This is a genomic window from Metabacillus sp. B2-18 (assembly GCF_021117275.1).
GTDB lineage: Bacteria > Bacillota > Bacilli > Bacillales > Bacillaceae > Metabacillus.
On the sequence record NZ_CP088245.1, the window covers coordinates 1,919,853 to 1,943,266 of the forward strand.

Sequence of the window (23,414 nt, forward strand, 5' to 3'; positions counted from 1 at the left end):
AGGTGTTTTTTTGACAATTAAGTAAAAATATTCATGTTATTTGAGCTTGAATTAGGATATGATTAGTGTAATTTCTTTTTATTATGTTTGACAAATGATATAGGAATATTTAATAATAGTGGAGATTTAAGTATAGATTTTGAAGAAACACAGTGATAATAGGAGTTTAATCAAATCTACTAGTTATTAACTACTTGGAGGAAAACCCTTCAATGTATAAATAGAAATTTAATTAATGAACTAAAAATTTCAAGAAATATAAAAGAGAGAATACCTCTTAAGGAGGATACCAGGCATGTCGGACTATTTAGTCATTGTGGAATCACCTGCAAAGGCGAAAACAATCGAACGTTATTTAGGGAAAAAATATAAGGTAAAGGCATCGATGGGTCATGTGCGTGATCTACCAAAAAGTCAAATTGGTGTTGATGTTGAACATAATTTTGAACCAAAATACATTACTATAAGAGGAAAAGGTTCAGTACTTAAAGAATTAAAAACAGCTGCTAAAAAAGCAAAAAAAGTATACTTAGCGGCTGACCCGGATCGCGAAGGGGAAGCGATTGCATGGCATTTAGCACATAGTCTTGACGTTGATGTAAACTCTGATTGCCGTGTAGTATTTAATGAAATTACAAAAGATGCTATAAAAGAATCTTTCAAGCATCCACGCTCAATCAATATGGATTTAGTTGATGCCCAACAAGCAAGACGTGTATTAGACCGATTGGTTGGTTATAAAATAAGCCCGATTCTTTGGAAAAAAGTAAAAAAAGGGTTAAGTGCAGGGAGAGTTCAATCTGTAGCTGTACGTTTAATTATTGATCGGGAAAATGAAATTAAAGAATTTGTACCAGAAGAATATTGGTCAATTGAAGGTCAATTTTTAAAAGGTCAAAAAGAATTTGATGCTTCTTTCTATGGAATAAATGGAGAAAAGCAAGATCTTAAGAATGAATCAGAAGTAAAGGCTGTTTTGAGTAACATTAAAGAAAATAAATTTAAAGTGGAAAAGGTGACGAAAAAGGAAAGAAAAAGAAATCCAGCCGTACCTTTTACAACTTCCACTCTTCAACAAGAGGCAGCGCGTAAGCTGAATTTTAGAGCAAAGAAAACGATGATGATTGCTCAGCAATTATACGAAGGTATCGATTTAGGTAAAGAAGGCACTGTTGGATTAATTACCTATATGAGAACGGATTCTACCAGAATATCAGAAACGGCCCAGACTGAAGCAACTGGTTACATTACTGAAAAATATGGTGAAGAGTTTATTGGCACACAAGCAAAAACAGCGAAGAAAAACAGTAATGCTCAAGATGCCCATGAAGCAATTCGTCCAACATCAGCCTTACGTGATCCAGCATCAATAAAAGAATTTCTGAGCAGAGATCAGTTAAGATTATATAAACTGATTTGGGAAAGATTTGTTTCTAGTCAAATGGCACCAGCTGTATTAGACACAATGAGTGTTGACCTTGTAAATAACGGTGTCATGTTTAGAGCTACAGGTTCTAAAGTTAAGTTTCCTGGATTTATGAAAGTATATGTTGAAGGAAACGACGATCAAATTGAGGAAAAAGATAGATTACTCCCGGATTTAAAAGAAGGCGATGAAGTCTATTCAAAGGATATCGAACCAGCGCAGCATTTTACACAGCCGCCACCACGGTACACGGAGGCTCGTCTTGTAAAAACGTTGGAGGAACTAGGAATAGGTCGACCATCGACTTATGCACCTACACTAGATACGATACAAAAGCGCGGATATGTTTCACTCGATAATAAACGTTTTATCCCTACTGAGTTGGGTGAAATCGTTTTAGAACTGATCAGAGAGTTCTTCCCAGAAATAATCAATGTTGAATTTACAGCAAATATGGAAAATAGCCTTGATGAAGTTGAGGATGGCCATATTCAGTGGATTCAAATTATTGACAATTTTTATAAGGATTTTTCTCCAAGACTTGAAAAAGCAGAAAATGAGATGGAGAAAATTGAAATTAAAGATGAACCAGCTGGTGTTGATTGTGAAGAATGTGGTCATCATATGGTTTATAAAATGGGTAGATATGGAAAATTTATGGCTTGCTCAAATTTCCCGGATTGCAGAAATACGAAGCCAATTGTAAAAGATATTGGGGTAAAATGTCCAAGTTGTGATGAAGGAACAATTGTTGAACGAAAGTCAAAAAAACGCCGCATTTTTTATGGCTGTGATCAATATCCTGAATGTGAGTTTTTATCCTGGGACAAACCAATAGCAAGAAGTTGTCCAAAATGTAATCATATGTTGGTTGAGAAAAAGCTTAAAAAAGGTGTTCAAGTTCAATGTATGGAATGCGATTATAAAGAGGAACAACAAAAGTAGGTGAGCAACTTTATGCTCACCTTTTTTAACTTATATTTTTTAGGACAACATAAGTAATAAGAATAAATGCCATTCTACATAAGGTCTTTTTAATTAATGGAGGGTCATGTCACGATGAATCAAGATGTAGTTGTAAATGTAGTAGGTGCTGGTTTGGCTGGAAGCGAAGCGGCTTGGCAATTAGCCAAAAGGGGTATTCAAGTAAAACTGTATGAAATGCGACCTGTAAAGCAAACACCTGCCCATCATACTGATAAATTTGCAGAGTTAGTTTGCAGTAACTCATTAAGAGCAAACAATTTAACAAATGCTGTCGGTGTATTGAAAGAAGAAATGAGAATTCTAGACTCTGTTATTATAAAGGCAGCAGATGAGTGTGCAGTTCCGGCTGGTGGAGCACTTGCTGTTGACCGGCATGAATTTGCCGGTAAGGTGACAGAGTTAGTAAAAGGTCATCAAAATGTAACTGTTATGAATGAAGAGGTAGAAGAAATTCCTTCAGGACCAACGATTATCGCAACAGGTCCACTGACCTCCAAAAGCTTATCAGAACAATTAAAAACTTTAACAGGTGAAGAGTATTTATATTTCTATGATGCAGCTGCTCCAATAATTGAGAAAGATAGCATCGATATGAACAAGGTATATTTAAAGTCCCGATATGATAAAGGCGAAGCAGCCTACCTTAATTGTCCTATGACAGAAGAGGAATTTGATCGATTTTATGAAGCTTTAATTGCTGCGGAGACCGTGCCATTAAAGGAATTCGAAAAAGAAATATTCTTCGAAGGATGTATGCCTATTGAAGTGATGGCACAAAGAGGAAGAAAAACAATGCTCTTTGGCCCTTTAAAGCCAGTAGGTTTAGAAGATCCAAAAACAGGGAAAAGACCATTTGCTGTGATACAACTTCGACAAGATGATGCAGCTGGAACTTTATATAATATTGTAGGATTTCAAACACACCTAAAATGGGGACCGCAAAAAGAGGTTCTTTCCTTAATTCCAGGTTTAGAAAACGCAGAAATAGTTCGATATGGCGTTATGCATCGTAACACGTTTATTAATTCACCAAAACTTTTAAGATCAACTTACCAATACAAAGACCGGGACGATTTGTTTTTTGCTGGTCAAATGACGGGTGTTGAAGGATATGTCGAGTCTGCCGCATCAGGGTTAGTTGCAGGAATAAATGCTGCACATCTTATTTTAGGAAAAGATTTAGTGGACCTACCAAATGAAACAGCTATTGGGAGTATGGCCAAGTATATTACAAATGCAAACGCAGATAACTTTCAACCAATGAATGCAAATTTTGGGATTTTTGCTCCATTACCTGAGCGTATAAAGAGTAAAAAAGAACGTAATGAAACACTGGCAAATCGCGCGCTAGAAACAATTCAAAAAATTTCGAAAAATTTATAGAAATTATTTGCAAGGGCTACTATTGTTGTGATAACATTTAGTAGCCCTTGTGTTGTTTGTGAGGTGTAAAATGTGAGAAATGTTAAGAATTATTTAAATTTGTTTATTGAATATTTACAAATAGAGAAAAATTATTCAAAATATACAATTGTGAATTACAGCAAAGATATTGAGGATTTTTTTTCTTTTATGGAAGAACAAGCAATGATCCATCTAGAAGACATGACATATAATGATACACGTTTATACTTAACGAAGTTACATAATAAAAAGTATTCTAGAAAAACAATATCAAGAAAAGTATCAACTCTTAGAAGTTTTTATAAATTTCTTGTTAGAGAAGAGATACTAACTGAAAATCCATTTACACTTGTTACATTGCCAAAAAAGGAGCAAAAAATTCCAAAATTTCTTTATGAAGAGGAAGTTGAGCAACTTCTTACCATATCTGACTGTAATACTCCTCTTGGGCAACGAAATCAAGCGCTCATTGAAGTGCTTTACGGTACTGGGATCCGTGTAAGCGAATGTTGCAACATTAAACTATCAGATATTGATTTTTTTATTGAAACGATTCTTGTATATGGAAAAGGTGGAAAGCAGCGATATGTTCCTTTCGGTAGCTATGCTCATGATGCAATTGATCAATATTTATCGGTTGGAAGAAAGGTGTTAATGAGCAAACTGAAGGTAAGTGATCAACACAATTATTTATTTGTGAATCATCGTGGGACACCGCTTACAGATCGTGGTGTAAGATATGTTTTAAATGACATGATAAAAAAAGCAGCATCAACACTTCATATTCATCCACATATGTTGCGCCATACATTTGCTACACATCTGTTAAATGAAGGTGCAGATATGAGAAGTGTACAGGAGCTTTTGGGTCATGAACATTTATCATCTACACAAGTATATACACACGTCACAAAGGAGCATTTGCAACGAATCTATATGTCCCATCATCCTCGGGCATAAAGGACTCAATTTAGGAGGTAGAACTATGTCTGAATTTCATGCAACAACAATATTTGCGATTCAACATAATGGTAAAGCTGCGATGGCAGGTGACGGTCAGGTAACTTTTGGGAATGCTGTTGTTATGAAACATACAGCTAAAAAGGTAAGAAAGCTTTTTAATGGTAAAGTAATTGCTGGATTTGCAGGATCTGTAGCTGATGCATTCACACTATTTGAGTTATTTGAAAATAGACTTGAAGAGTATAATGGGAATTTGCAAAGAGCTGCTGTTGAGCTAGCAAAGGAATGGCGTAGCGATAAAGTGCTAAGAAGACTTGAAGCTATGCTGATTGTTATGGATGAAAATGATCTTCTTTTAGTTTCAGGAACAGGTGAAGTGATTGAACCAGATGATGGGATCTTAGCAATTGGTTCAGGTGGTAATTATGCTTTGTCAGCTGGTCGTGCATTGAAGAGATTTTCAGGTGATTCCTTATCTGCAAAAGAAATTGCTGAGGGTGCTTTAACAATTGCAGGAGAAATTTGTGTTTATACAAATCTAAATATTATTGTCGAAGAACTTTAATAAGGGAGGCAAATAGTATGAATAAACAGTTAACCCCTAAAGAAATTGTTGAGCGTTTGGATCAATATATTATAGGACAAAAGGATGCAAAAAAAGCGGTAGCAGTAGCTTTAAGAAATCGCTATAGAAGAAGCTTACTAACTGAAAAGCTACGCGAGGAAGTTGTACCTAAAAACATTCTTATGATTGGACCTACAGGTGTTGGGAAAACCGAGATAGCAAGGAGAATTGCAAAACTTGCGCATGCCCCTTTTATTAAAGTTGAAGCAACAAAATTTACTGAAGTCGGCTATGTTGGTAGGGATGTTGAATCAATGGTGCGTGATCTGGTTGAGACTGCCGTTCGACTAGTAAAAGAAGAAAAAATAGCTGATGTTAAAGGGCTAGCTGAGGAAAATGCTAATAAACGGTTAATTGAGCTACTTGTTCCAAGTAAGAAAAAACAATCAGCAGCGAAAAATCCTTTGGAAATGCTTTTTGGAGGAGCGAGTCAACAATCTCAAGATCAAGAGGAAAGCTCAACTGAAGAATCTACTCTTCAAGAAAAGCGTCGTAGAATCTCACATCAATTAGCATTAGGTGAATTAGAAGATCATTATGTAACTGTCGAGGTTGAGGAACAACAAGCATCAATGTTTGATTTACTTCAAGGCTCGGGTATGGAACAAATGGGGATGAACATGCAGGATGCTCTAGGAAGTTTTATGCCTAAGAAAAAGAAAAAGAGAAAGTTAACTGTTAGAGAAGCAAGAAAAGTTATAACAAATGAAGAAGCAAGTAAACTAATTGATATGGAAGATGTAACACAGGAAGCTATTATACGTTCTGAACAAACCGGTATTATTTTCATAGATGAAATCGATAAAATAGCAGGTAAATCTAAGGGTGGATCTTCAGCGGATGTTTCCAGGGAAGGGGTACAACGTGATATTCTTCCGATTGTGGAAGGATCTACTGTTGTAACGAAATATGGATCAGTCAAGACAGATCATATGTTATTTATTGCTGCTGGTGCCTTTCATATCGCTAAGCCATCTGACCTTATCCCGGAACTACAAGGAAGATTTCCAATTCGTGTAGAATTAACAAAACTTAGTGTAGATGATTTTGTGAAAATCTTAGTAGAACCTGATAATGCTCTTTTAAAACAATATCAAGCGTTAATTGAAACAGAAGGTATACAATTAGAATTTTCTGACGATGCTATTCGTAGAATAGCTGAAGTTGCATTTGAGGTGAATCAAAATACTGATAATATTGGTGCAAGGAGATTACATACAATTCTTGAACGATTATTAGAAGATCTATCATTTGAGGCACCTGATATAAATTTAGAAAAGATTGTCATTACGCCACAGTACGTCGAAGACAAACTTGGGAAAATATCTAAAAACAAAGATTTAAGCCAGTTTATATTATAAAAAATTACAATTTCATATGTTTACAGGAGGAACCAATAAATGGCTCTATTACAGAAAACACGTAAAATTAATGCAATGCTCCAAAGAGCAGCAGGGAAACCAGTTAACTTCAAAGAGATGGCTGAAAAGCTAAGCGAAGTGATTGAAGCAAATATCTTTGTTGTAAGCAGAAGAGGAAAGTTACTAGGCTTTGCAGTTAATCAGCTTATCGAAAACGAGAGAATGAAAAAAATGCTTGAAGACCGTCAGTTTCCTGAAGGTTATACAAACAACCTTTTTAACATAACAGAAACATCTTCAAACATCGATGTATATAGTGAATATACTGCATTTCCAGTTGAAAATCGTGAATTATTTAAAAATGGCTTAACAACTATCGTGCCGATCATTGGTGGTGGAGAGCGTTTAGGAACTTTAATTTTAGCAAGAGTACAAGAACAATTTGAAGATGAAGATTTAATTCTTGCTGAATATGGAGCTACTGTTGTAGGTATGGAGATTCTGCGTGAAAAAGCTGAAGAAATCGAAGAGGAAGCACGAAGCAAAGCGGTTGTACAAATGGCTATCAGTTCTCTATCATACAGTGAATTAGAAGCGATTGAACATATATTTGAGGAATTAAGCGGAAATGAAGGTCTTTTAGTAGCTAGTAAAATAGCTGATCGTGTTGGAATTACAAGATCTGTAATTGTAAATGCATTACGTAAGCTAGAGAGTGCTGGTGTTATTGAATCCCGATCTCTAGGGATGAAAGGAACATATATAAAAGTTCTTAATGCGAAATTCTTAGTTGAATTAGAGAAATTAAAAACAAATTAATAATAAAAGGCACTTTGAGGATTATATCCTTAAAGTGCCTTTTTTGAGTTTTTGTAAATCTTTTTTGATTTATTCAATAAGATAGAAAATCCGACTTTTTTTTACAAAATCTTAATAGACTTTAAGACTAATATTTCATACAATGAGTAAGAAGAAAACACATATTTCGACATTATACGATACGTATGTACTTTACATTTTGTGAGGGGATATTATGAAATTATTTTCAAATACAATAAATAGTTTAGAAACCGCAATTTCTCAATCAACTGCTAAGCAAAAGGTTATCTCTAATAACATTGCCAATGTTGATACCCCGAATTATAAAGCTCAAGAGGTTCGGTTTAATACTGCATTATCAAATGAGATGCAAAAACTTCAGGCTACAAAGACAAACGCCAAACATTTTGAATTTGGTGGTTCTGATACATCAAGCTTTAAAATCGTTTCAAGAAATAACACCAATTATCATCATAATGGAAATAATGTTGACATTGATTCTGAAATGACAGAAATGGCAAAAAATCAAATTCAATATAATGCGCTAATCGAAAGAATAAGTGGGAAATTTAACTCACTAAAAACAGTGATTAAAGGTGGCAGATAAATATGTCTATTTTTCATTCAATAAACACATCTGGTTCGGCATTAACTGCTCAGCGGGTTAGAATGGACGTTATTTCTTCGAATATGGCTAATATGGACACAACCAGAGGAGAATTCATTGATGGTGAGTGGCAACCATATCGCAGAAAAATGGTTGTCACTCAGCCCCAAGGAAACAGTTTTTCCTCTTTTCTTAATAAGGCAATGGGCTCGGGCTCATCAGCAAAAGCCGATGGGGTAAAAGTAACGGAAATTGTCGAAGATGATACTCCATTTGAACTAATCTATGACCCAGAGCATCCGGACGCTAATGATGAAGGCTATGTCGCGATGCCGAATGTAGATCCTTTAAAGGAAATGGTTGATCTTATTAGTAGCACTCGATCATATGAAGCGAATGTTACGGCAATGAATGCTTCTAAAGGGATGCTAATGAAAGCATTAGAAATTGGGAAATAGGTGATTAGAAATGATTAATAGTATTAGTCCATTCCAAGTAACAACTACTCAGCCTGTTCAACCTAAGGCTATCAATATAACAAATAGTAAGACGGAAAATAAAACTAGTTTTGCAGAAACGTTAAAGCAATCTATTAATGAGATCAATAAAGTACAACTTGAATCAGATAAAATGACAGAGGCTCTTGCAAGCGGCAAAAATGTGGAACTTCATGATGTCATGATTGCATCCCAGAAATCAAGTATTACGCTTCTAACAGCTATAGAAGTCAGAAACAAAGCGATTGAAGCATATCAAGAAATGATGAGAATGCAGGTTTAGTAGTTTAGAGGAACCGTTCTATTAACAATAGAACGGTTCTGACTACGAAATGCAGAAAGTCATTGTGACCGGGGGATTTTATGGAATGAACGAAAAATTAATGAATACAAAAGATAAACTATCTGGGCTATGGCAAGGAAGAAGTAAAGGACAAAAAAACCTTATTATAACAGGCACGATTCTGTTTTTTGTTATAGCCGGGCTATTGACTTACTTTGTGTCAAAACCTACTTTAGTTCCTCTTTATTCTAATCTTTCTCCTGCTGAAACAGGTCAAATTAAAGAAACACTTGATGCGAAGGGTGTTCAGTCCGAAATCTCAAATAATGGTTCAACCATTATGGTACCAAAAGAGATGGTAGACACTTTGATGGTTGAGTTAGCAGCTGAAGGAGTTCCAAATACGGGAACAATTGACTATTCTTACTTTGGTCAGGATTCTGGTTTTGGAATGACGGATAAAGAGTTTGATGTGATTAAACTTAAGGCTACTCAAACAGAGCTGGCAAACCTAATGAAGGGAATAGAGGGAGTTAATAATGCAAATGTCATGATTAATCTTCCAGCAGAATCTGTTTTTGTAGGAGAACAAACTGAAGGTTCATCTGCTTCGGTTGTATTAAATTTAAAACCTGGAGCTCAATTGGACCAAGAAAAAGTAAATGCACTTTTTCACTTAGTTTCTAAAAGTGTTCCAAATCTTTCTACAGATAATATCGTCATTATGGATCAAAACTTTAACTATTATGATCTAAATAATGGTCAAAACTCTTCACCAGGTACAAGCTATGCATCTCAGCAAGAAATTAAAGCACAAATTGAACAAGATATTCAACGAGATGTTCAAAAGTTATTGGGTACGATGATGGGACAAGAAAAAGTTGTTGTTGCGGTAACAACAGATATTGACTTCACTCAAGAAAACCGTGAAGAAAATATTGTATCTCCAGTAGTCGAAGGTTCTGATGAAGGAATTGCTGTTAGTGTAGAAAGAATTACCGAAGCCTATACGGGAGATGGTGCTGCCGCCGCAGGTGGTCCGAATGGAACTGGTGAAACGGATGTTCCTAACTACGAAGCAACAGCAGAAGGCACTGGTAATGGAGATTATGAACGTATTGAAGAACGAATTAATAATGAAGTGAATCGTATTAATAAACAGATTGTGGAGAGTCCGTATAAAATACGGGACTTAGGAATTCAAGTAATGGTCGAACCACCAGATCCAGAAAATCTGGATTCATTCACACCAGAACGCGAAGAAGATATTCAACAAATATTATCAACAATCGTAAGAACCTCAATTAATAAAGAAGCTGATGCAGAGCCTTTAACACAAGAGCAGCTAGAAGAAAAAGTTGTGGTTTCTGTTCAACCGTTCGATGGTAAACAGCAACTTGCTGAAGCTGAAGCAACTCCAGTTATTCCAATTTGGATGTACATTGTAGGAGGAGTTTTACTATTAGCAATCATTGTTCTTATCATTCTGCTAGTTAGAAAGAAAAAGCAAGAGAATGAAGAGCTTGAAGAAGAGGAAGACGACTTACAGGATGGACCAACGTTTGATATTCAAGATATCAACAACAATGAAATTGAGACAGAGACTACAGTTCGTAAAAAGCAGCTAGAAAAAATGGCAAAAGAAAAACCAGAAGATTTTGCAAAACTGTTACGAACTTGGATTTCTGAGGAATAGGAGGTTAACTGATGGCTAGGAAAGATAATAATACATTAACAGGTAAACAGAAGGCTGCCATTCTTTTAATCTCTTTAGGACCAGAAGTATCAGCATCTGTTTATAAACATTTGTCTGAAGAAGAAATCGAAAAACTAACATTAGAGATTTCAGGTGTACGAAAGGTCGATTCCGAAAAGAAAGAAGAAATTATTGAGGAATTTCATGATATTGCAATGGCGCAAGATTTTATCACCCAAGGTGGAATTGCTTACGCAAAAGAGGTACTGGAAAAGGCATTAGGTGAGGATAAAGCAACTAGCATTATTCACCGACTAACATCTTCCTTACAAGTTAAACCATTTGATTTTGCAAGGAAGGCAGATCCATCACAGATTTTGAACTTTATTCAAAATGAGCATCCTCAGACAATTGCCCTGATTCTTTCTTATCTAGAACCGAATCAATCAGGACAAATTCTATCTGAGCTTCCACAAGAACTGCAAGCAGATGTTGCGCGAAGAATTGCTGTAATGGATAGAACAGCTCCTGAAATAATTAATGAAGTTGAACAGATTCTTGAACGCAAGCTTTCATCAACGGTTACTCAAGACTTTACACAAACTGGTGGAATTGAGGCAGTTGTTGAAGTATTAAATGGAGTGGATCGATCAACAGAAAGAACCATCCTTGATTCACTTGAGATTCAAGATCCGGTATTGGCTGAAGAAATTAAAAAGAGAATGTTTGTCTTTGAAGACATTGTTACACTTGATAATCGTGCAATACAGCGTGTGATTAGAGATGTAGAAAACGATGACTTAATGCTTTCACTTAAAGTTGCTAGTGAAGAAGTTAGAGATGTGGTCTTTAAGAATATGTCTAAACGAATGGTTGATACGTTCAAAGAAGAAATGGAATTTATGGGGCCAGTTAGGCTTCGTGATGTAGAAGAGGCTCAATCAAGAATTGTTGGTGTTATTAGAAGGCTTGAAGAAGCTGGTGAAATTGTCATTGCCCGTGGTGGAGGAGATGATATTATTGTCTAGGCTTATTAAGTCTCAATTCACTAATCATCATGATGACAAAAGAACAATAGCAGTCCAGCAACTTCAGGTATTAATGCAAGATAAAATAACTCAAGATGATCCTGAGTTATTAAAAGAATCTTCATATATTATTCAATCAGCTAGAGCAGAAGCAGAGAAGATCATCCAATCTGCACATGACGAGTCATCTAGAATAAAGCAGCAAATAGACGGTGAAAGAAATGAGTGGCATCAAGAACGCGAACAATTAATTGAACAGGCCAAGCAAGAAGGATATGCAGAAGGTTTGGAACTGGGAAGACAAGAAGCACTAAGACAATATCATGCTCATATAGAAGAGTCGAAAAGAATGATCGATATGGCAAAACATGATTATGATGAAATAATTCAATCTGCCGAAAACACAATCTTAGAACTTTCGATAAAAGTAGCAGAAAAAATTATTAGTTCTAAACTTGTTGACTCACAGGAGAATTTCCTTCCCTTAGTAAAAAAGGGGCTTCTTGAAGTAAAAGAATATGAAAATATTAAAATCCATGTTCATCCATGTTACTACGAATTGGTGTTAAATCAAAAAAATGAATTAAAAACATTGGTGACAAATGACACAGACTTATATGTATATGCTAATGCAGAATTAAATGAGCAGGATTGCTTTATCGAATCTGCTTTTGGGCGGATTGATCTGAGTATTGATACTCAATTAGAGCAGTTAAAAGAACAATTACTAGATTTACTTGATGAGAGGTGATTTCCAATTGAGAGCAGTGGATCTGATTCATACAATTGACAGTTTAGATTCCTATAAGCGTTATGGGAAAGTAAAAAGGGTAGTCGGGTTGATGATTGAATCAAGAGGACCTGAAAGCTCAATTGGTGACCTTTGTTATATTTATACCGGATCAACTAAGAAAACGAGAATTCCGGCAGAGGTTGTTGGTTTTAAAGATGAAAATGTTCTGTTAATGCCGTATTTGCAAGTGATGCATATATCACCTGGAAGTATTGTTGAAGCGACGGATGAACCTCTAACAGTAAAAATCGGTATGGGTTTAATTGGACAAGTAGTCGATGCTTTTGGATTACCTCTAAATGAATCCAATCTTCCAAAGGGCCTAGCAAGTGTTCCAACTGATCAATCTCCTCCCAATCCAATGAAGCGTCCACCCATCCATGAAAAAATGGAAGTTGGAGTCCGTGTTATTGATAGCTTGTTAACGGTTGGAAAAGGTCAGCGTGTAGGTATTTTTGCGGGTAGTGGTGTTGGTAAAAGTACATTAATGGGTATGATTGCCCGAAACACAAATGCAGATTTAAATGTGATCGCGCTCATAGGTGAACGTGGACGTGAGGTAAGAGAGTTTATTGACAAAGATCTTGGACCTGAAGGATTAAAAAGATCAATTGTTGTTGTTGCCACTTCAGATCAGCCTGCTCTTATGAGGATGAAGGCGGCGTATACCGCAACTGCTATTGCTGAGTATTTTCGTGATAAAGGGTTAAATGTTATGTTTATGATGGACTCTGTTACGCGTGTAGCAATGGCACAGCGTGAAATCGGGCTTGCAGTTGGGGAACCACCAACAACAAAAGGATATACCCCATCGGTTTTTGCCATATTGCCTAAACTATTAGAACGAACTGGTACAAATGAGCAAGGAACAATCACGGCTTTTTATACTGTTCTTGTTGATGGTGATGATTTAAATGAACCAATCTCAGATACTGTTCGAGGTATATTAGATGGTCATATTGTTTTGGACCGACAACTCGCAAATAAAGGACAATTCCCGGCAATTAATGTTCTAAAAAGCATTAGTCGAGTTATGAATCAAATCGTTGATTCAGGACACAAAAGTTCAGCATCAAAACTGCGTGATCTTCTTTCAACCTATTTAAATTCCGAAGATTTAATTAATATCGGGGCTTATAAAAGAGGTTCTTCACGAGAGATTGATGAAGCAATTAAATTCTATCCGAAAATCATTTCATTTTTAAAGCAAAATGTTGAAGATAAAGTCACTATTGAAGAAAGTATTTCTTCACTTAATCAGTTAATCGAAAAAGGTGATTTTTAATGGTAAATCCATTTCGATTCCAAAAAATAATGGATGTTAAAGAAAATGAAAAAGAACAATCACTAGCTGAGTATAATCAATCTGTAAATGATTTTGAAAATGTAGCGAACAAATTATACGATTCTTTGAAACAAAAAGAAGTGTTAGAGGAAACAACTCTTGCGCGATTAAATAGTGGAATGTCTGTTCAGGAAATTAGACATTATCAACAATTTGTTAGCAATATAGAAAAAACAATTACTCATTATCAAAAACTGGTTCAGTTAACAAGAAACAGAATGAATGAAAAACAAATGAAGCTTATGCAGAAAAATATTGAAGTGAAAAAATACGAAAAGTTGAAAGAAAAACAGCTGGAACAGTATATTTTGGCAACAAAACATTCTGAAAACAAGCAAATGGATGATCTTTCTATCCAATCTTATATGTATCGTGGAAGTTAGGTGAACCCAAAGTGGAAACTGAAACTGAAAAACAAGAATTCGGTAAATTTCAATGGTTTTTCTTTGTCATATTTATTCCGATGATTTTCACTTTAACGTTAGTCGGTGTTATTTTATCCGTAGCAGGCTTTGATGTACTGGGAAAAGCCAAATCAACATTAAAGGAAATACCTGTCGTTGAAAAATTATTCAAAGAAGAAGAAGATACAGCCGCTACTTCTCAGGTTTTGAAAGAAGAAGCTCAAAAAGAAGAAATGAAGAAGCTTGAAGAAACGGTTGAGGAACAATCAGTGATGATTACCGCTCTTGAAAAGGATTTAACGAATAAAGAAAAAGAAGTTCAAACTCTTACACAAGAAATAAGCTCATTGGAAAAACAACTTGAGGAAATTAAAAATACAGAAACAGAAACAAACAATCAGAAAAAGGATATTTCTAGCTTATACGACAATATGAGCAGTAAGAAAGCAGCGGAGATTATTCCGAATTTATCTCAAGAAGATGCTTTGTTAATTCTTACTTCATTAGATGATAAGCAAGTTGCTGATATATTAGCAAAAATGACGGTTGAAGATGCAGTGAAATATACTGGGTTATTGTCTTCTAATGAAGAATAGAAGGGAGGTGGAAATGTGAAAATCGCAAATTTGTTTGACGCTCAAAGTTTTTCACCAAAAAAGACGAATCAGAACAGTACGAGCAGTAGCTTTAAAGATTTTATATTTTCTGTACAACATTCCCATCATGGACAGCCAACTGCTGTTACCCCTAAACAAGATGTACAAAAAAAGGATTTATTAACAGGAGTTAAGAATGAGATACAAGAAATTCTAGGGGATCAGCTAGGTAAAGACACAACCATTAACGATCTATCTGAAGAAGATCTTTCAAGTATACAAACAAGTATGAATGAGCTATTAAATCAGTTTACATCTTTAGAAGACTTATTAAACTCATCAGATAAACTTCCAATTGGGATTAGTATCTTAGCCTTGGCTATAAAAATAGAAGATATAGCTAAAACGGACGGTTCTGTTGACATGACTCCATTATTGGGAAATTTACATGCATTATTAGAAAGTGAGTTTCCAAGCTTTTCTCCAGCAGAAGATCTTAACTTCGATCATATATTTTTTGCTCTAGAAAATATGAGTAAGGAAGATAAAGCTTTATTGGAAGGTCAAATGATTATTAGCACTGCAAGTGAACAAGTTTTAGATGATTTACGTTATTATAGTAAACTACTAGGCTTAATGGAAAATCCATCCGAAGCAAATTACGCCAAAAATTTGCTTAAAGACTCTTTATTAGCTGATTCTGATGTAGCTGATCACTTAAAGCAGATACTTTCATCAGATGATTTATCTAAAGTTAAGGAACTGCTGACAAAGCTAATGACTGTGGTAGATTCAGCAGAAAATACTGATCAAAATCATTCATTTAATAAAGATTTAGTTGCTAGTCAACATAACTCAGGTCTTTCATTAAATTCAGCTTCTGTTCCTGAAGAAACTTTTTCTATTCAATTAGATAAATTCGTACAAAAAGATCAGCTTATGACCGTTGGTGAAAATAAAAATACAAATTTATTAACTTCGACGAAAGAAGAATTTACAAATAAAATGATCGAGTTACTGAAAAATAGTAGACTCTCTCAATTTAACAATGGCACAAGCCGTTTGGTTATTAATTTGACTCCAGAGCATCTTGGGTCCATTACAATCAGAATTGTTCAACAACAGAATGGTGAAATGGTTGCTAAAATCATTGCTGCCACACAATCAGCAAAGGAATTGTTAGAACATAGTGGATCTCAACTAAGGCAGGCATTACCTAATGTAAATATAGAGTTTGAGAGATTTGAAGTTTTTACTGATGATTCCTCTAAATTCCTAAGAGAAAATAAAGATCCTAAACAAGGAAAAGAACATAGCAATCAAAATGAAAATTCCGATCAAGAAGAACAAAATAATGTGAACTTTAAAGATTCACTAAATGATGCATTAAACATTTCAATTTAAGGAGGCTGCTTATGTCTGTATCTATAGATCCAAGTTTATTATTGTCAAATAATACAAAAACTCGTAGTTCTGGATCCAATCTTGGAAAAGATGAATTTTTGAAAATACTTATGACACAACTTCAAAACCAAGATCCATTAAACCCAATGGAAGATAAAGAATTTATTTCACAGATGGCTAACTTTTCATCACTTGAACAGATAACCAATATGAATTCCCTGATGCAAAAGTTTTTAGATACACAAAAAGCAACAACGGATTCTATTTTAAAATATTCAGAGATGATTGGTAAATCTATTGAATGGTCAGATTCAGGTGCTGAAGAGGCTATACAAACTGGAGTTGTAAAAGCAATTAAACAAAAAAACAATAGCATAATTCTTGAACTTGATAATGGGAAAGAAATTACGAGTGATTTAGTTACAAAAATCAGCCAGCCTGAGTAAGGGGGTGTGTTGATGACTTTACCTATTAAACCTGTTACTTCACAAACATTAGATTTAATAAAATCCAGAACTAATCCCTTAAAATCTAATACTTCATTTAAAGAAGTTCTTAGTGAGTTGCAAAACCCAACTTTAAAGATTAGTAAACATGCACAAGAAAGAATTCAACAAAGAGATATACATATCTCTGATAATGAATGGAATTTGATCGAGGAAAAAGTGCAGGAGGCAAGCCATAAAGGTGTGACGGATTCACTTGTCATCTTGCATGATGCTGCTTTAATCGTAAGTGCAAAAAATAACACTGTTGTTACAGCAATGAATATAGACGAAGCAAAATCTCAAATTTTTACCAATATAAATGGAACAATTATTATGGATTAAAAAGCTGGCCCTACTAGGAAGCTTATGTTGTGGATCGACTGAAACAACAAAATCCAATATACAAGGGAGAGGAAAGTAAATGTTACGTTCAATGTACTCAGGTATCAGTGGTATGAAAAACTTTCAAATGAAGCTAGATGTTATCGGGAATAACATCGCAAACGTTAATACGTACGGCTATAAAAAATCTCGTTCAACTTTTAAAGATTTAATTAGCCAACAAATATCAGGTGCAGGTGCTGCAAACGGTGCACGTGGGGGAACAAATGCTCAGCAAGTTGGTTTAGGATCTCAAGCTTCTTCTGTCGATGTTATTCATACAACAGGAGCAACTCAAACAACGGCAAGAACACTTGATTTGGCTCTTTCTGGAGATGGATTCTTCCCTGTAGCTACTATATCTGATTTGGCACGTGTTGGTGTTGACCGAGGGAATCAAGTGGGGAACAACAAAATTACTGGGGCTATTGACCGTGCTATGAATCTTAGTTATACAAGAGCTGGAAACTTTTATATGGATGATAGAGGTTACTTAGTAACTTCAGATGGTTACTATTTAGTTGGTGAAACAGGTGAAAAAACGCCTCCAACAGCTGATCATATAACTAAAGGGAATAACGCTCTTACAAGTATTACCCAATTTGAAGGATCATATAAAAACATTACAAATGCTGTGAAGTTATTAGAAAAGAAAACAGATACATTACTTAGTGCTTATAATGAATACAACGATGCTGTATCAACTGGTATGAATGTTGCGTCCGCTCATAATGCTCTTACAACTGCTCATGCGGACTTCAAGAATTTTGTAGATGGTACTGGACCTTATAATAATAATGGTTTTAAAAATATTGCTATGGCATTTAACGATACAAATGTTGCAACAGAAGCAATTGCTATGATTAACAAGAGTATCTCGGATGCAACAAATGGATTTAATAGTACTACACCTATCACTGAGATTGTTAGCGAAATAAGTACATCAGTTAGACAGCTACAAGCTAATGAATATCCAGCAAATGTAGTTGCTTCGGGAACTGCTGCAACAACTGATCTTGATACAGTTAAAGCTCTAATGGATAAAATATCAAACTTCAAAGTTGATTTAGAGCAAGTAGCTCAATCAGTCGTTAATTATGAAAATGCAGCTGAAGCCTTACTCAAACCAACTTGGTCTGACAGCCTAAGCGGAGAAGCAGGACTTATCCAAATCCCACTTGACGCTCAAAGCTTCTCGATTGGACCTGACGGAACAGTTTCTTTCGTAAATAGCAGTGGTCAATTAAAGGTAGCTGGACAAATCCGCTTAGCAAACTTTGCTAACGCAGGTGGTCTTGAAAAAGCTGGTGGAAACTTATTCAGAGAATCTTCCAACTCAGGATCAGTTGATAAAAATGCTAATGGAATTCAATTAAATGAGCTTTTTGCACCAGGGACTAACGGAGTTGCTTCAATCGTTGCCGGTGCACTAGAAATGTCAAACATAGACTTATCTGAAGAGTTCACTGAAATGATCGTTGCGCAACGTGGATTCCAATCAAATACAAAAATCATTACAACATCAGACGAAATACTTCAAGAATTAGTGAACCTAAAACGTTAATAAGGGGGGAAGGGGCTGATATATAGCTCGGCTACTCAGCTCCTGTAAATATGATTCAAGTTACTAGGTTGAATGGTAAATCATTTACCTTAAATGCATTATATATTGAGGTAATTGAATCATTTCCTGACACAACAATTACTCTAACAAATGGTCACAAATATGTTGTGAAGGAGAATGAACAAGAGGTTCGAACAAAGATCTCTTCCTTCTATAGAAATATCAATGTATTGTCGCTGAGAAAAGACTCGGAGGTCTTGGAAGATGAATAAGAAGCTTTTAACGATAATGCTTGTCATTATAAGTTCTATAACATTAATTGGGGTTACAGCCTTAGTTGTTGTTACAAAATTTCTTGGAGATGAAGATGAGCATAAAGCACCTCCAATTAAAGAGGTGGTTGAGGCATCTGTAGATATACCGGAAATAACCACAAATTTATCCAGTGGTAATATAGTACGCTTATCATTTAAAATTGAAACAGACTCAAAAAAGGCCAAAGAAGAATTAACACAACGCGAGTTTCAAGTTCGTGATATTATCATTTCTGAATTGGCAAATATGAACGCAGATCAGCTTGATGGTACTGAAGGTATGAACAAACTAAAAGATACAATTAAAGTGAAAGTTAATGAGTTGATGCAAGAAGGCAAGGTCAATAAGGTTTATACCACTTCCTATATCCTTCAATAATAAATGACTAACAAATTTTAGTGGGAGGTGAAAACTTTGGCAGGTGATATTTTATCACAAAGTGAAATTGATGCCTTGCTGTCTGCTATTTCAACAGGTGAAATGGATGCAGATGAATTAAAAAAGGAAGAATCCAATAAAAAAGTTAAGGTCTATGATTTTAAACGTGCTTTGCGGTTCTCAAAAGATCAAATTCGAAGTTTAACCCGAATTCATGACAACTTTGCGAGATTATTAACAACACACTTTTCAGCTCAATTAAGAACGTATATACAAATAACTGTAGGTTCTGTTGACCAATTGCCATATGAAGAATTTATTCGATCTATTCCAAAGATGACTGTTTTAAATATATTTGAAGTTCACCCTTTGGAAGGTAGAGTATTAATGGAAGTGAATCCTAATATAGCATACGCTATGATGGATCGAATTATGGGTGGTATCGGTGCTAGTGTTAATAAAATTGAAAATTTAACCGAAATAGAAACAAAAATTATTTCAAATATCTTTGAAAAATCACTAGAAAACTACCAAGAAGCTTGGGATTCTTTAGTTGAAATTGATCCTGTAATGGCAGATTTTGAAGTGAATCCTCAATTTTTACAGATGGTTTCTCCGAATGAAACAGTTGTTGTTATATCATTGAATATTCAAGTGGGAGAAACGAGCGGAATGATAAATTTATGTATCCCGCATGTAGTTTTGGAGCCAATCATCCCAAAGCTTTCTGTACATTATTGGATGCAGTCTGATCGAAAAGAGCCTAAGCAAAACGAGATTGATGCTTTGAAAAAGCAAATTAATCTTGCTGATCTCACAGTGTCTGCAGAATTGGGATCATCTGATTTATCTATTCAAGATTTTCTTCAATTACAACCTGGAGACGTCATTCAATTAGATCGTACCATTGATCAACCATTGGTGGTTACAATAGGTGACAAGCCAAAGTTTACTGGACAACCAGGGAAATTAAACAAAAAATTAGCGGTTCAAATTATTGACCACTTATCGAGAGGTGACGAAGATGGTGAGTAATGATATGTTATCTCAGGATGAAATTGATGCTTTATTAAAAGGATCAAGTGTTGACGAAGAAGAAACTCCTGCTGATACAAATGACAAAGCTGAACTAAAGAACGAAGATTACTTTAGTGATATGGAAGAAGATGCCATTGGTGAAATTGGAAACATTTCTTTCGGTAGTTCTGCAACAGCTTTATCTACACTACTTCAACAAAAGGTTGAAATTACAACACCGAGTGTTTCAGTTGTTCATAAAAATAAGCTTGGAGATCAATTCCAACATCCTTATGTGGCAATTGAGGTGAATTATACAGAGGGTTTTTCTGGAAGTAACATTTTAGTCATTAAACAAAGTGATGCAGCCATTATTGCTGATTTAATGATGGGTGGAGATGGGACAAATCCTGATGATATGCTTGGAGACATTCAAGTAAGTGCTGTTCAGGAGGCGATGAACCAAATGATGGGTTCAGCCGCAACATCAATGTCTACTATCTTCAATAAAAAAGTAGATATTTCACCCCCAACAGTTGAGCTCCTAGATGTAAATGAGACTGAGGAAGCTAATACTATTCCGAATGAAGACTTGTTAGTTCAAGTATCATTCAGACTGAAAATTGGTACATTAATTGATTCGAATATCATGCAATTATTACCTTTATATTTTGCTAAAGATTTAATTGATCAATTAATTAACCCATCACAAGAGGTTGCTGTTACAGCTGAAGCAGTGAAAGAGGAAGAGACTATTCCTCAGCCAACAGTACAGCAGCACCAGTATGAACAACCAGTTCCACAGCAACCAATGTATCAACAACAGCAACAATATGAACAACCAATGTATCAACAAACACAACAACCATATATGGGGCAGCCTAATCAGCAGATGCATGCTCCACCACCACAATATGCTCAACCGCCGAGACCTCAGCAGCCAACAGTGAATGTGAAACCAGCTGAATTTGCTAGTTTTGAACCTGTGCAATATCAACAACAAGATATTCAGAATCTTGATATGCTTTTAGACATCCCTCTAAAAGTAACAGTTGAACTTGGTAGAACAAAACGTTCTGTAAAGGAAATTCTTGAATTATCATCTGGTTCTATTATTGAATTGGACAAGTTAGCTGGAGAGCATGTTGATATTTTAGTTAACAATAAAATTGTGGCAAAAGGTGAAGTTGTAGTAATTGATGAGAATTTTGGAGTACGTGTTACGGATATTATTAGTCAATCTGAACGTTTAAACAAACTTAAATAATTAATATAGTAGGAGTGGGGAAACTATGGCACACAAGATTATGATTGTAGACGACGCAGCTTTTATGAGAATGATGATTAAAGATATTTTAACTAAAAACGGATATGAAGTAGTTGCTGAAGCAGCAGATGGAGCTCAAGCTGTAGAAAAATACAAAGAACTTCAACCAGACTTGGTAACAATGGATATTACAATGCCTGAAATGGATGGGATCGCAGCGTTAAAAGAAATAAAGAAATTAAACAGCAATGCAAAAGTTATTATGTGTTCAGCGATGGGGCAGCAAGCAATGGTTATTGATGCAATCCAAGCTGGAGCAAAGGATTTTATTGTTAAGCCATTCCAAGCAGACCGTGTATTAGAGGCGATTGGAAAAACTTTAAGCTAAAGGTGGAGTGACATTGCTTCGTAGAAACTACGTCATCTTGATTTTATTAGCTCTTATTTTATTCTCTCCGCAAGCTGCATCAAATGTGCTTGCGGAGGATTCTTCGAACAAAAGTGTATATGAAAATCTGACTGATGAAGAACAAACGCAAAAACCTGACGAGACAAACATTGTTGAAGATAAGCAAGTAAGTCCGGATGAAAATGTTCAAGGTGATGCTTTATCTGTCACTGCATTTGATTTTATTAAAATGTTCTTTGCACTTGGAATCGTTCTTTTTCTCGTCTATTTTTTATTAAAGTTTGTTACAAAGCGAAACAGAGTTTTTCAGCAAGGACAAGCAATTGTTAATCTTGGCGGTACAAATGTAGGGCAAAACAAATCAGTACAAATGGTGAAAATAGGTGACAGAGTTTTAGTTGTTGGTGTAGGAGAGTCAATTTCTCTGTTAACGGAAATCAATGATGAAGAAGAAAATAAGAGGATTATTCAGGAGTTTGAGCTAAAGCAAGAACGAGTTGTTGAATCAAAAGACTTAATTCAAAAAGTGTTCTCATTTATTCAACAAGGTGCAAAAGGACAGAAACATAATGAGTCAACAATGACATTTTCAACAAAGTTAAGTGAACAATTGGAAAAAATGAAAAAAGAGCGGACAAAACAGATTGAGGATATTGAAAGAAAGGGTTTAGACAAGCATGAATGAGTTTATGGAGTTTTTTAACAATAGCAACCCTGAAGATGTCAGCACCTCTGTAAAGCTCCTTTTATTACTAACAGTTTTATCGATAGCACCTAGTATATTAATCTTAATGACTTGTTTTACAAGAATAATCATTGTTTTATCCTTTGTTCGAACGTCTCTTGCAACACAATCTATGCCACCAAATCAAATTTTGATTGGAATCGCGCTATTTCTAACCTTCTTTATAATGGCACCAACTTTTTCACAGGTAAACGAGCAGGCGTTAACGCCTCTTTTTAATGAGGAAATTACGTTAGAAGAAGCTTATGATCGAGCTGCAATTCCATTTAAAGAGTTTATGAGTAAACATACAAGGCAAAAAGATTTGGCGTTATTTTTAAATTATGCTGGAATTGAGCAACCAGAATCAGTAGAGGATATTCCTTTAACAGCACTTGTACCCGCTTTTGCCATTAGTGAGATTAAGACAGCATTTCAAATTGGATTTATGATATTTATACCTTTCTTAGTTATTGATATGGTTGTCGCAAGTATTCTTATGTCAATGGGTATGATGATGCTTCCTCCAGTTATGATTTCATTACCTTTTAAAATATTATTATTTGTTTTAGTTGATGGTTGGTATTTGATTATTAAATCATTGTTACAAAGTTTTTAGAATGGGTGTGAACG

26 protein-coding genes are annotated in these 23,414 nt (G+C 35.2%); all 26 read left to right on the plus strand.

Annotation, left to right across the window (positions count from 1 at the left end; translation table 11 throughout):
* Positions 1–295: 295 nt before the first annotated feature.
* A complete protein-coding gene (gene topA / locus LPC09_RS09630) occupies positions 296–2,371 on the plus strand; it encodes a type I DNA topoisomerase (RefSeq protein WP_098796281.1) in 2,076 nt (691 codons plus the stop codon).
* A gap of 114 nt (positions 2,372–2,485) precedes the next feature.
* Positions 2,486–3,796 carry an FADH(2)-oxidizing methylenetetrahydrofolate--tRNA-(uracil(54)-C(5))-methyltransferase TrmFO gene (trmFO, locus tag LPC09_RS09635; RefSeq protein WP_098796282.1) on the plus strand — a complete coding sequence of 437 codons (1,311 nt, stop codon included), beginning with the start codon at positions 2,486–2,488 and terminating at the stop codon, positions 3,794–3,796.
* 72 nt (positions 3,797–3,868) lie between these two features.
* On the plus strand, positions 3,869–4,777 hold the full coding sequence (gene xerC, locus LPC09_RS09640) for a tyrosine recombinase XerC (protein WP_098796283.1): 909 nt from the start codon (positions 3,869–3,871) through the stop codon (positions 4,775–4,777).
* Between the two features lie 25 nt (positions 4,778–4,802).
* Positions 4,803–5,345: an ATP-dependent protease subunit HslV gene (gene hslV / locus LPC09_RS09645; protein WP_098796284.1), complete on the plus strand. Its 543-nt coding sequence runs from the start codon at positions 4,803–4,805 to the stop codon at positions 5,343–5,345.
* A 17-nt stretch (positions 5,346–5,362) separates the two neighbouring features.
* Entirely contained in the window at positions 5,363–6,766 is a 1,404-nt protein-coding gene (hslU, locus tag LPC09_RS09650) for an ATP-dependent protease ATPase subunit HslU (RefSeq protein ID WP_098796285.1), read from the plus strand.
* A 39-nt stretch (positions 6,767–6,805) separates the two neighbouring features.
* On the plus strand, positions 6,806–7,585 hold the full coding sequence (codY, locus tag LPC09_RS09655; protein WP_098796286.1) for a GTP-sensing pleiotropic transcriptional regulator CodY: 780 nt from the start codon (positions 6,806–6,808) through the stop codon (positions 7,583–7,585).
* A 214-nt stretch (positions 7,586–7,799) separates the two neighbouring features.
* Positions 7,800–8,192 carry a flagellar basal body rod protein FlgB gene (gene flgB / locus LPC09_RS09660; protein WP_098796287.1) on the plus strand — a complete coding sequence of 131 codons (393 nt, stop codon included), beginning with the start codon at positions 7,800–7,802 and terminating at the stop codon, positions 8,190–8,192.
* Between the two features lie 2 nt (positions 8,193–8,194).
* Positions 8,195–8,650 carry a flagellar basal body rod protein FlgC gene (gene flgC / locus LPC09_RS09665; RefSeq protein WP_098796288.1) on the plus strand — a complete coding sequence of 152 codons (456 nt, stop codon included), beginning with the start codon at positions 8,195–8,197 and terminating at the stop codon, positions 8,648–8,650.
* A 10-nt stretch (positions 8,651–8,660) separates the two neighbouring features.
* Positions 8,661–8,972, plus strand: a complete 312-nt coding sequence (gene fliE, locus LPC09_RS09670) for a flagellar hook-basal body complex protein FliE (protein WP_098796289.1) — start codon at positions 8,661–8,663, stop codon at positions 8,970–8,972.
* Between the two features lie 85 nt (positions 8,973–9,057).
* Positions 9,058–10,668 carry a flagellar basal-body MS-ring/collar protein FliF gene (gene fliF / locus LPC09_RS09675; protein ID WP_098796290.1) on the plus strand — a complete coding sequence of 537 codons (1,611 nt, stop codon included), beginning with the start codon at positions 9,058–9,060 and terminating at the stop codon, positions 10,666–10,668.
* 11 nt (positions 10,669–10,679) lie between these two features.
* Positions 10,680–11,696 carry a flagellar motor switch protein FliG gene (gene fliG / locus LPC09_RS09680; RefSeq protein WP_098796291.1) on the plus strand — a complete coding sequence of 339 codons (1,017 nt, stop codon included), beginning with the start codon at positions 10,680–10,682 and terminating at the stop codon, positions 11,694–11,696.
* Complete coding sequence (gene fliH / locus LPC09_RS09685; RefSeq protein ID WP_176551016.1) at positions 11,689–12,447, plus strand: flagellar assembly protein FliH; 759 nt, start codon at positions 11,689–11,691, stop codon at positions 12,445–12,447. Before fliG ends, fliH begins: the two co-directional genes overlap by 8 nt.
* 7 nt (positions 12,448–12,454) lie before the next feature.
* The gene (gene fliI / locus LPC09_RS09690; protein ID WP_098796293.1) at positions 12,455–13,774 is read left to right on the plus strand and encodes a flagellar protein export ATPase FliI; all 1,320 of its coding nucleotides are present in this window, start codon (positions 12,455–12,457) and stop codon (positions 13,772–13,774) included.
* Entirely contained in the window at positions 13,774–14,217 is a 444-nt protein-coding gene (gene fliJ, locus LPC09_RS09695; RefSeq protein WP_098796294.1) for a flagellar export protein FliJ, read from the plus strand. Before fliI ends, fliJ begins: the two co-directional genes overlap by 1 nt.
* An 11-nt stretch (positions 14,218–14,228) precedes the next feature.
* A complete protein-coding gene (locus tag LPC09_RS09700; RefSeq protein ID WP_098796295.1) occupies positions 14,229–14,834 on the plus strand; it encodes a MotE family protein in 606 nt (201 codons plus the stop codon).
* Positions 14,835–14,849: 15 nt separating this feature from the next.
* Complete coding sequence (locus LPC09_RS09705) at positions 14,850–16,238, plus strand: flagellar hook-length control protein FliK (RefSeq protein ID WP_231309474.1); 1,389 nt, start codon at positions 14,850–14,852, stop codon at positions 16,236–16,238.
* A gap of 11 nt (positions 16,239–16,249) precedes the next feature.
* Positions 16,250–16,684: a flagellar hook assembly protein FlgD gene (flgD, locus tag LPC09_RS09710; protein ID WP_098796297.1), complete on the plus strand. Its 435-nt coding sequence runs from the start codon at positions 16,250–16,252 to the stop codon at positions 16,682–16,684.
* Between the two features lie 12 nt (positions 16,685–16,696).
* Complete coding sequence (locus LPC09_RS09715) at positions 16,697–17,068, plus strand: TIGR02530 family flagellar biosynthesis protein (RefSeq protein WP_098796298.1); 372 nt, start codon at positions 16,697–16,699, stop codon at positions 17,066–17,068.
* Between the two features lie 79 nt (positions 17,069–17,147).
* Entirely contained in the window at positions 17,148–18,671 is a 1,524-nt protein-coding gene (locus LPC09_RS09720) for a flagellar hook-basal body complex protein (RefSeq protein WP_231309475.1), read from the plus strand.
* A 50-nt stretch (positions 18,672–18,721) separates the two neighbouring features.
* Positions 18,722–18,943, plus strand: a complete 222-nt coding sequence (locus tag LPC09_RS09725; RefSeq protein WP_098796300.1) for a flagellar FlbD family protein — start codon at positions 18,722–18,724, stop codon at positions 18,941–18,943.
* On the plus strand, positions 18,936–19,364 hold the full coding sequence (gene fliL / locus LPC09_RS09730; RefSeq protein ID WP_098796301.1) for a flagellar basal body-associated protein FliL: 429 nt from the start codon (positions 18,936–18,938) through the stop codon (positions 19,362–19,364). The genes LPC09_RS09725 and fliL overlap by 8 nt, the downstream gene beginning before the upstream one ends.
* 36 nt (positions 19,365–19,400) lie before the next feature.
* The gene (gene fliM, locus LPC09_RS09735; protein ID WP_098796302.1) at positions 19,401–20,399 is read left to right on the plus strand and encodes a flagellar motor switch protein FliM; all 999 of its coding nucleotides are present in this window, start codon (positions 19,401–19,403) and stop codon (positions 20,397–20,399) included.
* Positions 20,389–21,648, plus strand: a complete 1,260-nt coding sequence (fliY, locus tag LPC09_RS09740; RefSeq protein ID WP_231309476.1) for a flagellar motor switch phosphatase FliY — start codon at positions 20,389–20,391, stop codon at positions 21,646–21,648. The genes fliM and fliY overlap by 11 nt, the downstream gene beginning before the upstream one ends.
* Before the next feature lie 25 nt (positions 21,649–21,673).
* Positions 21,674–22,036 (plus strand): response regulator, encoded by a 363-nt coding sequence (locus LPC09_RS09745; RefSeq protein ID WP_098796304.1) that lies wholly within the window; start codon positions 21,674–21,676, stop codon positions 22,034–22,036.
* A gap of 13 nt (positions 22,037–22,049) precedes the next feature.
* The gene (locus tag LPC09_RS09750; protein WP_098796305.1) at positions 22,050–22,742 is read left to right on the plus strand and encodes a flagellar biosynthetic protein FliO; all 693 of its coding nucleotides are present in this window, start codon (positions 22,050–22,052) and stop codon (positions 22,740–22,742) included.
* Positions 22,735–23,400 (plus strand): flagellar type III secretion system pore protein FliP, encoded by a 666-nt coding sequence (fliP, locus tag LPC09_RS09755; RefSeq protein ID WP_098796306.1) that lies wholly within the window; start codon positions 22,735–22,737, stop codon positions 23,398–23,400. Before LPC09_RS09750 ends, fliP begins: the two co-directional genes overlap by 8 nt.
* Positions 23,401–23,414 lie beyond the last annotated feature (14 nt).

What these genes read in the sequence shown, in the direction of transcription:
- codY (WP_098796286.1), top strand. Translation starts at nt 6,806, where the DNA reads ATGGCTCTATTACAGAAAACACGTAAAATTAATGCAATGCTCCAAAGA.
- fliY (WP_231309476.1), top strand. Translation starts at nt 20,389, where the DNA reads ATGGTGAGTAATGATATGTTATCTCAGGATGAAATTGATGCTTTATTA.
- topA (WP_098796281.1), top strand. Translation starts at nt 296, where the DNA reads ATGTCGGACTATTTAGTCATTGTGGAATCACCTGCAAAGGCGAAAACA.
- flgC (WP_098796288.1), top strand. Translation starts at nt 8,195, where the DNA reads ATGTCTATTTTTCATTCAATAAACACATCTGGTTCGGCATTAACTGCT.
- LPC09_RS09725 (WP_098796300.1), top strand. Translation starts at nt 18,722, where the DNA reads ATGATTCAAGTTACTAGGTTGAATGGTAAATCATTTACCTTAAATGCA.
- hslU (WP_098796285.1), top strand. Translation starts at nt 5,363, where the DNA reads ATGAATAAACAGTTAACCCCTAAAGAAATTGTTGAGCGTTTGGATCAA.
- fliF (WP_098796290.1), top strand. Translation starts at nt 9,058, where the DNA reads ATGAACGAAAAATTAATGAATACAAAAGATAAACTATCTGGGCTATGG.
- trmFO (WP_098796282.1), top strand. Translation starts at nt 2,486, where the DNA reads ATGAATCAAGATGTAGTTGTAAATGTAGTAGGTGCTGGTTTGGCTGGA.
- LPC09_RS09715 (WP_098796298.1), top strand. Translation starts at nt 16,697, where the DNA reads ATGACTTTACCTATTAAACCTGTTACTTCACAAACATTAGATTTAATA.
- flgD (WP_098796297.1), top strand. Translation starts at nt 16,250, where the DNA reads ATGTCTGTATCTATAGATCCAAGTTTATTATTGTCAAATAATACAAAA.
- fliP (WP_098796306.1), top strand. Translation starts at nt 22,735, where the DNA reads ATGAATGAGTTTATGGAGTTTTTTAACAATAGCAACCCTGAAGATGTC.
- fliE (WP_098796289.1), top strand. Translation starts at nt 8,661, where the DNA reads ATGATTAATAGTATTAGTCCATTCCAAGTAACAACTACTCAGCCTGTT.
- fliJ (WP_098796294.1), top strand. Translation starts at nt 13,774, where the DNA reads ATGGTAAATCCATTTCGATTCCAAAAAATAATGGATGTTAAAGAAAAT.
- flgB (WP_098796287.1), top strand. Translation starts at nt 7,800, where the DNA reads ATGAAATTATTTTCAAATACAATAAATAGTTTAGAAACCGCAATTTCT.
- LPC09_RS09720 (WP_231309475.1), top strand. Translation starts at nt 17,148, where the DNA reads ATGTTACGTTCAATGTACTCAGGTATCAGTGGTATGAAAAACTTTCAA.
- fliL (WP_098796301.1), top strand. Translation starts at nt 18,936, where the DNA reads ATGAATAAGAAGCTTTTAACGATAATGCTTGTCATTATAAGTTCTATA.
- LPC09_RS09745 (WP_098796304.1), top strand. Translation starts at nt 21,674, where the DNA reads ATGGCACACAAGATTATGATTGTAGACGACGCAGCTTTTATGAGAATG.
- hslV (WP_098796284.1), top strand. Translation starts at nt 4,803, where the DNA reads ATGTCTGAATTTCATGCAACAACAATATTTGCGATTCAACATAATGGT.
- fliG (WP_098796291.1), top strand. Translation starts at nt 10,680, where the DNA reads ATGGCTAGGAAAGATAATAATACATTAACAGGTAAACAGAAGGCTGCC.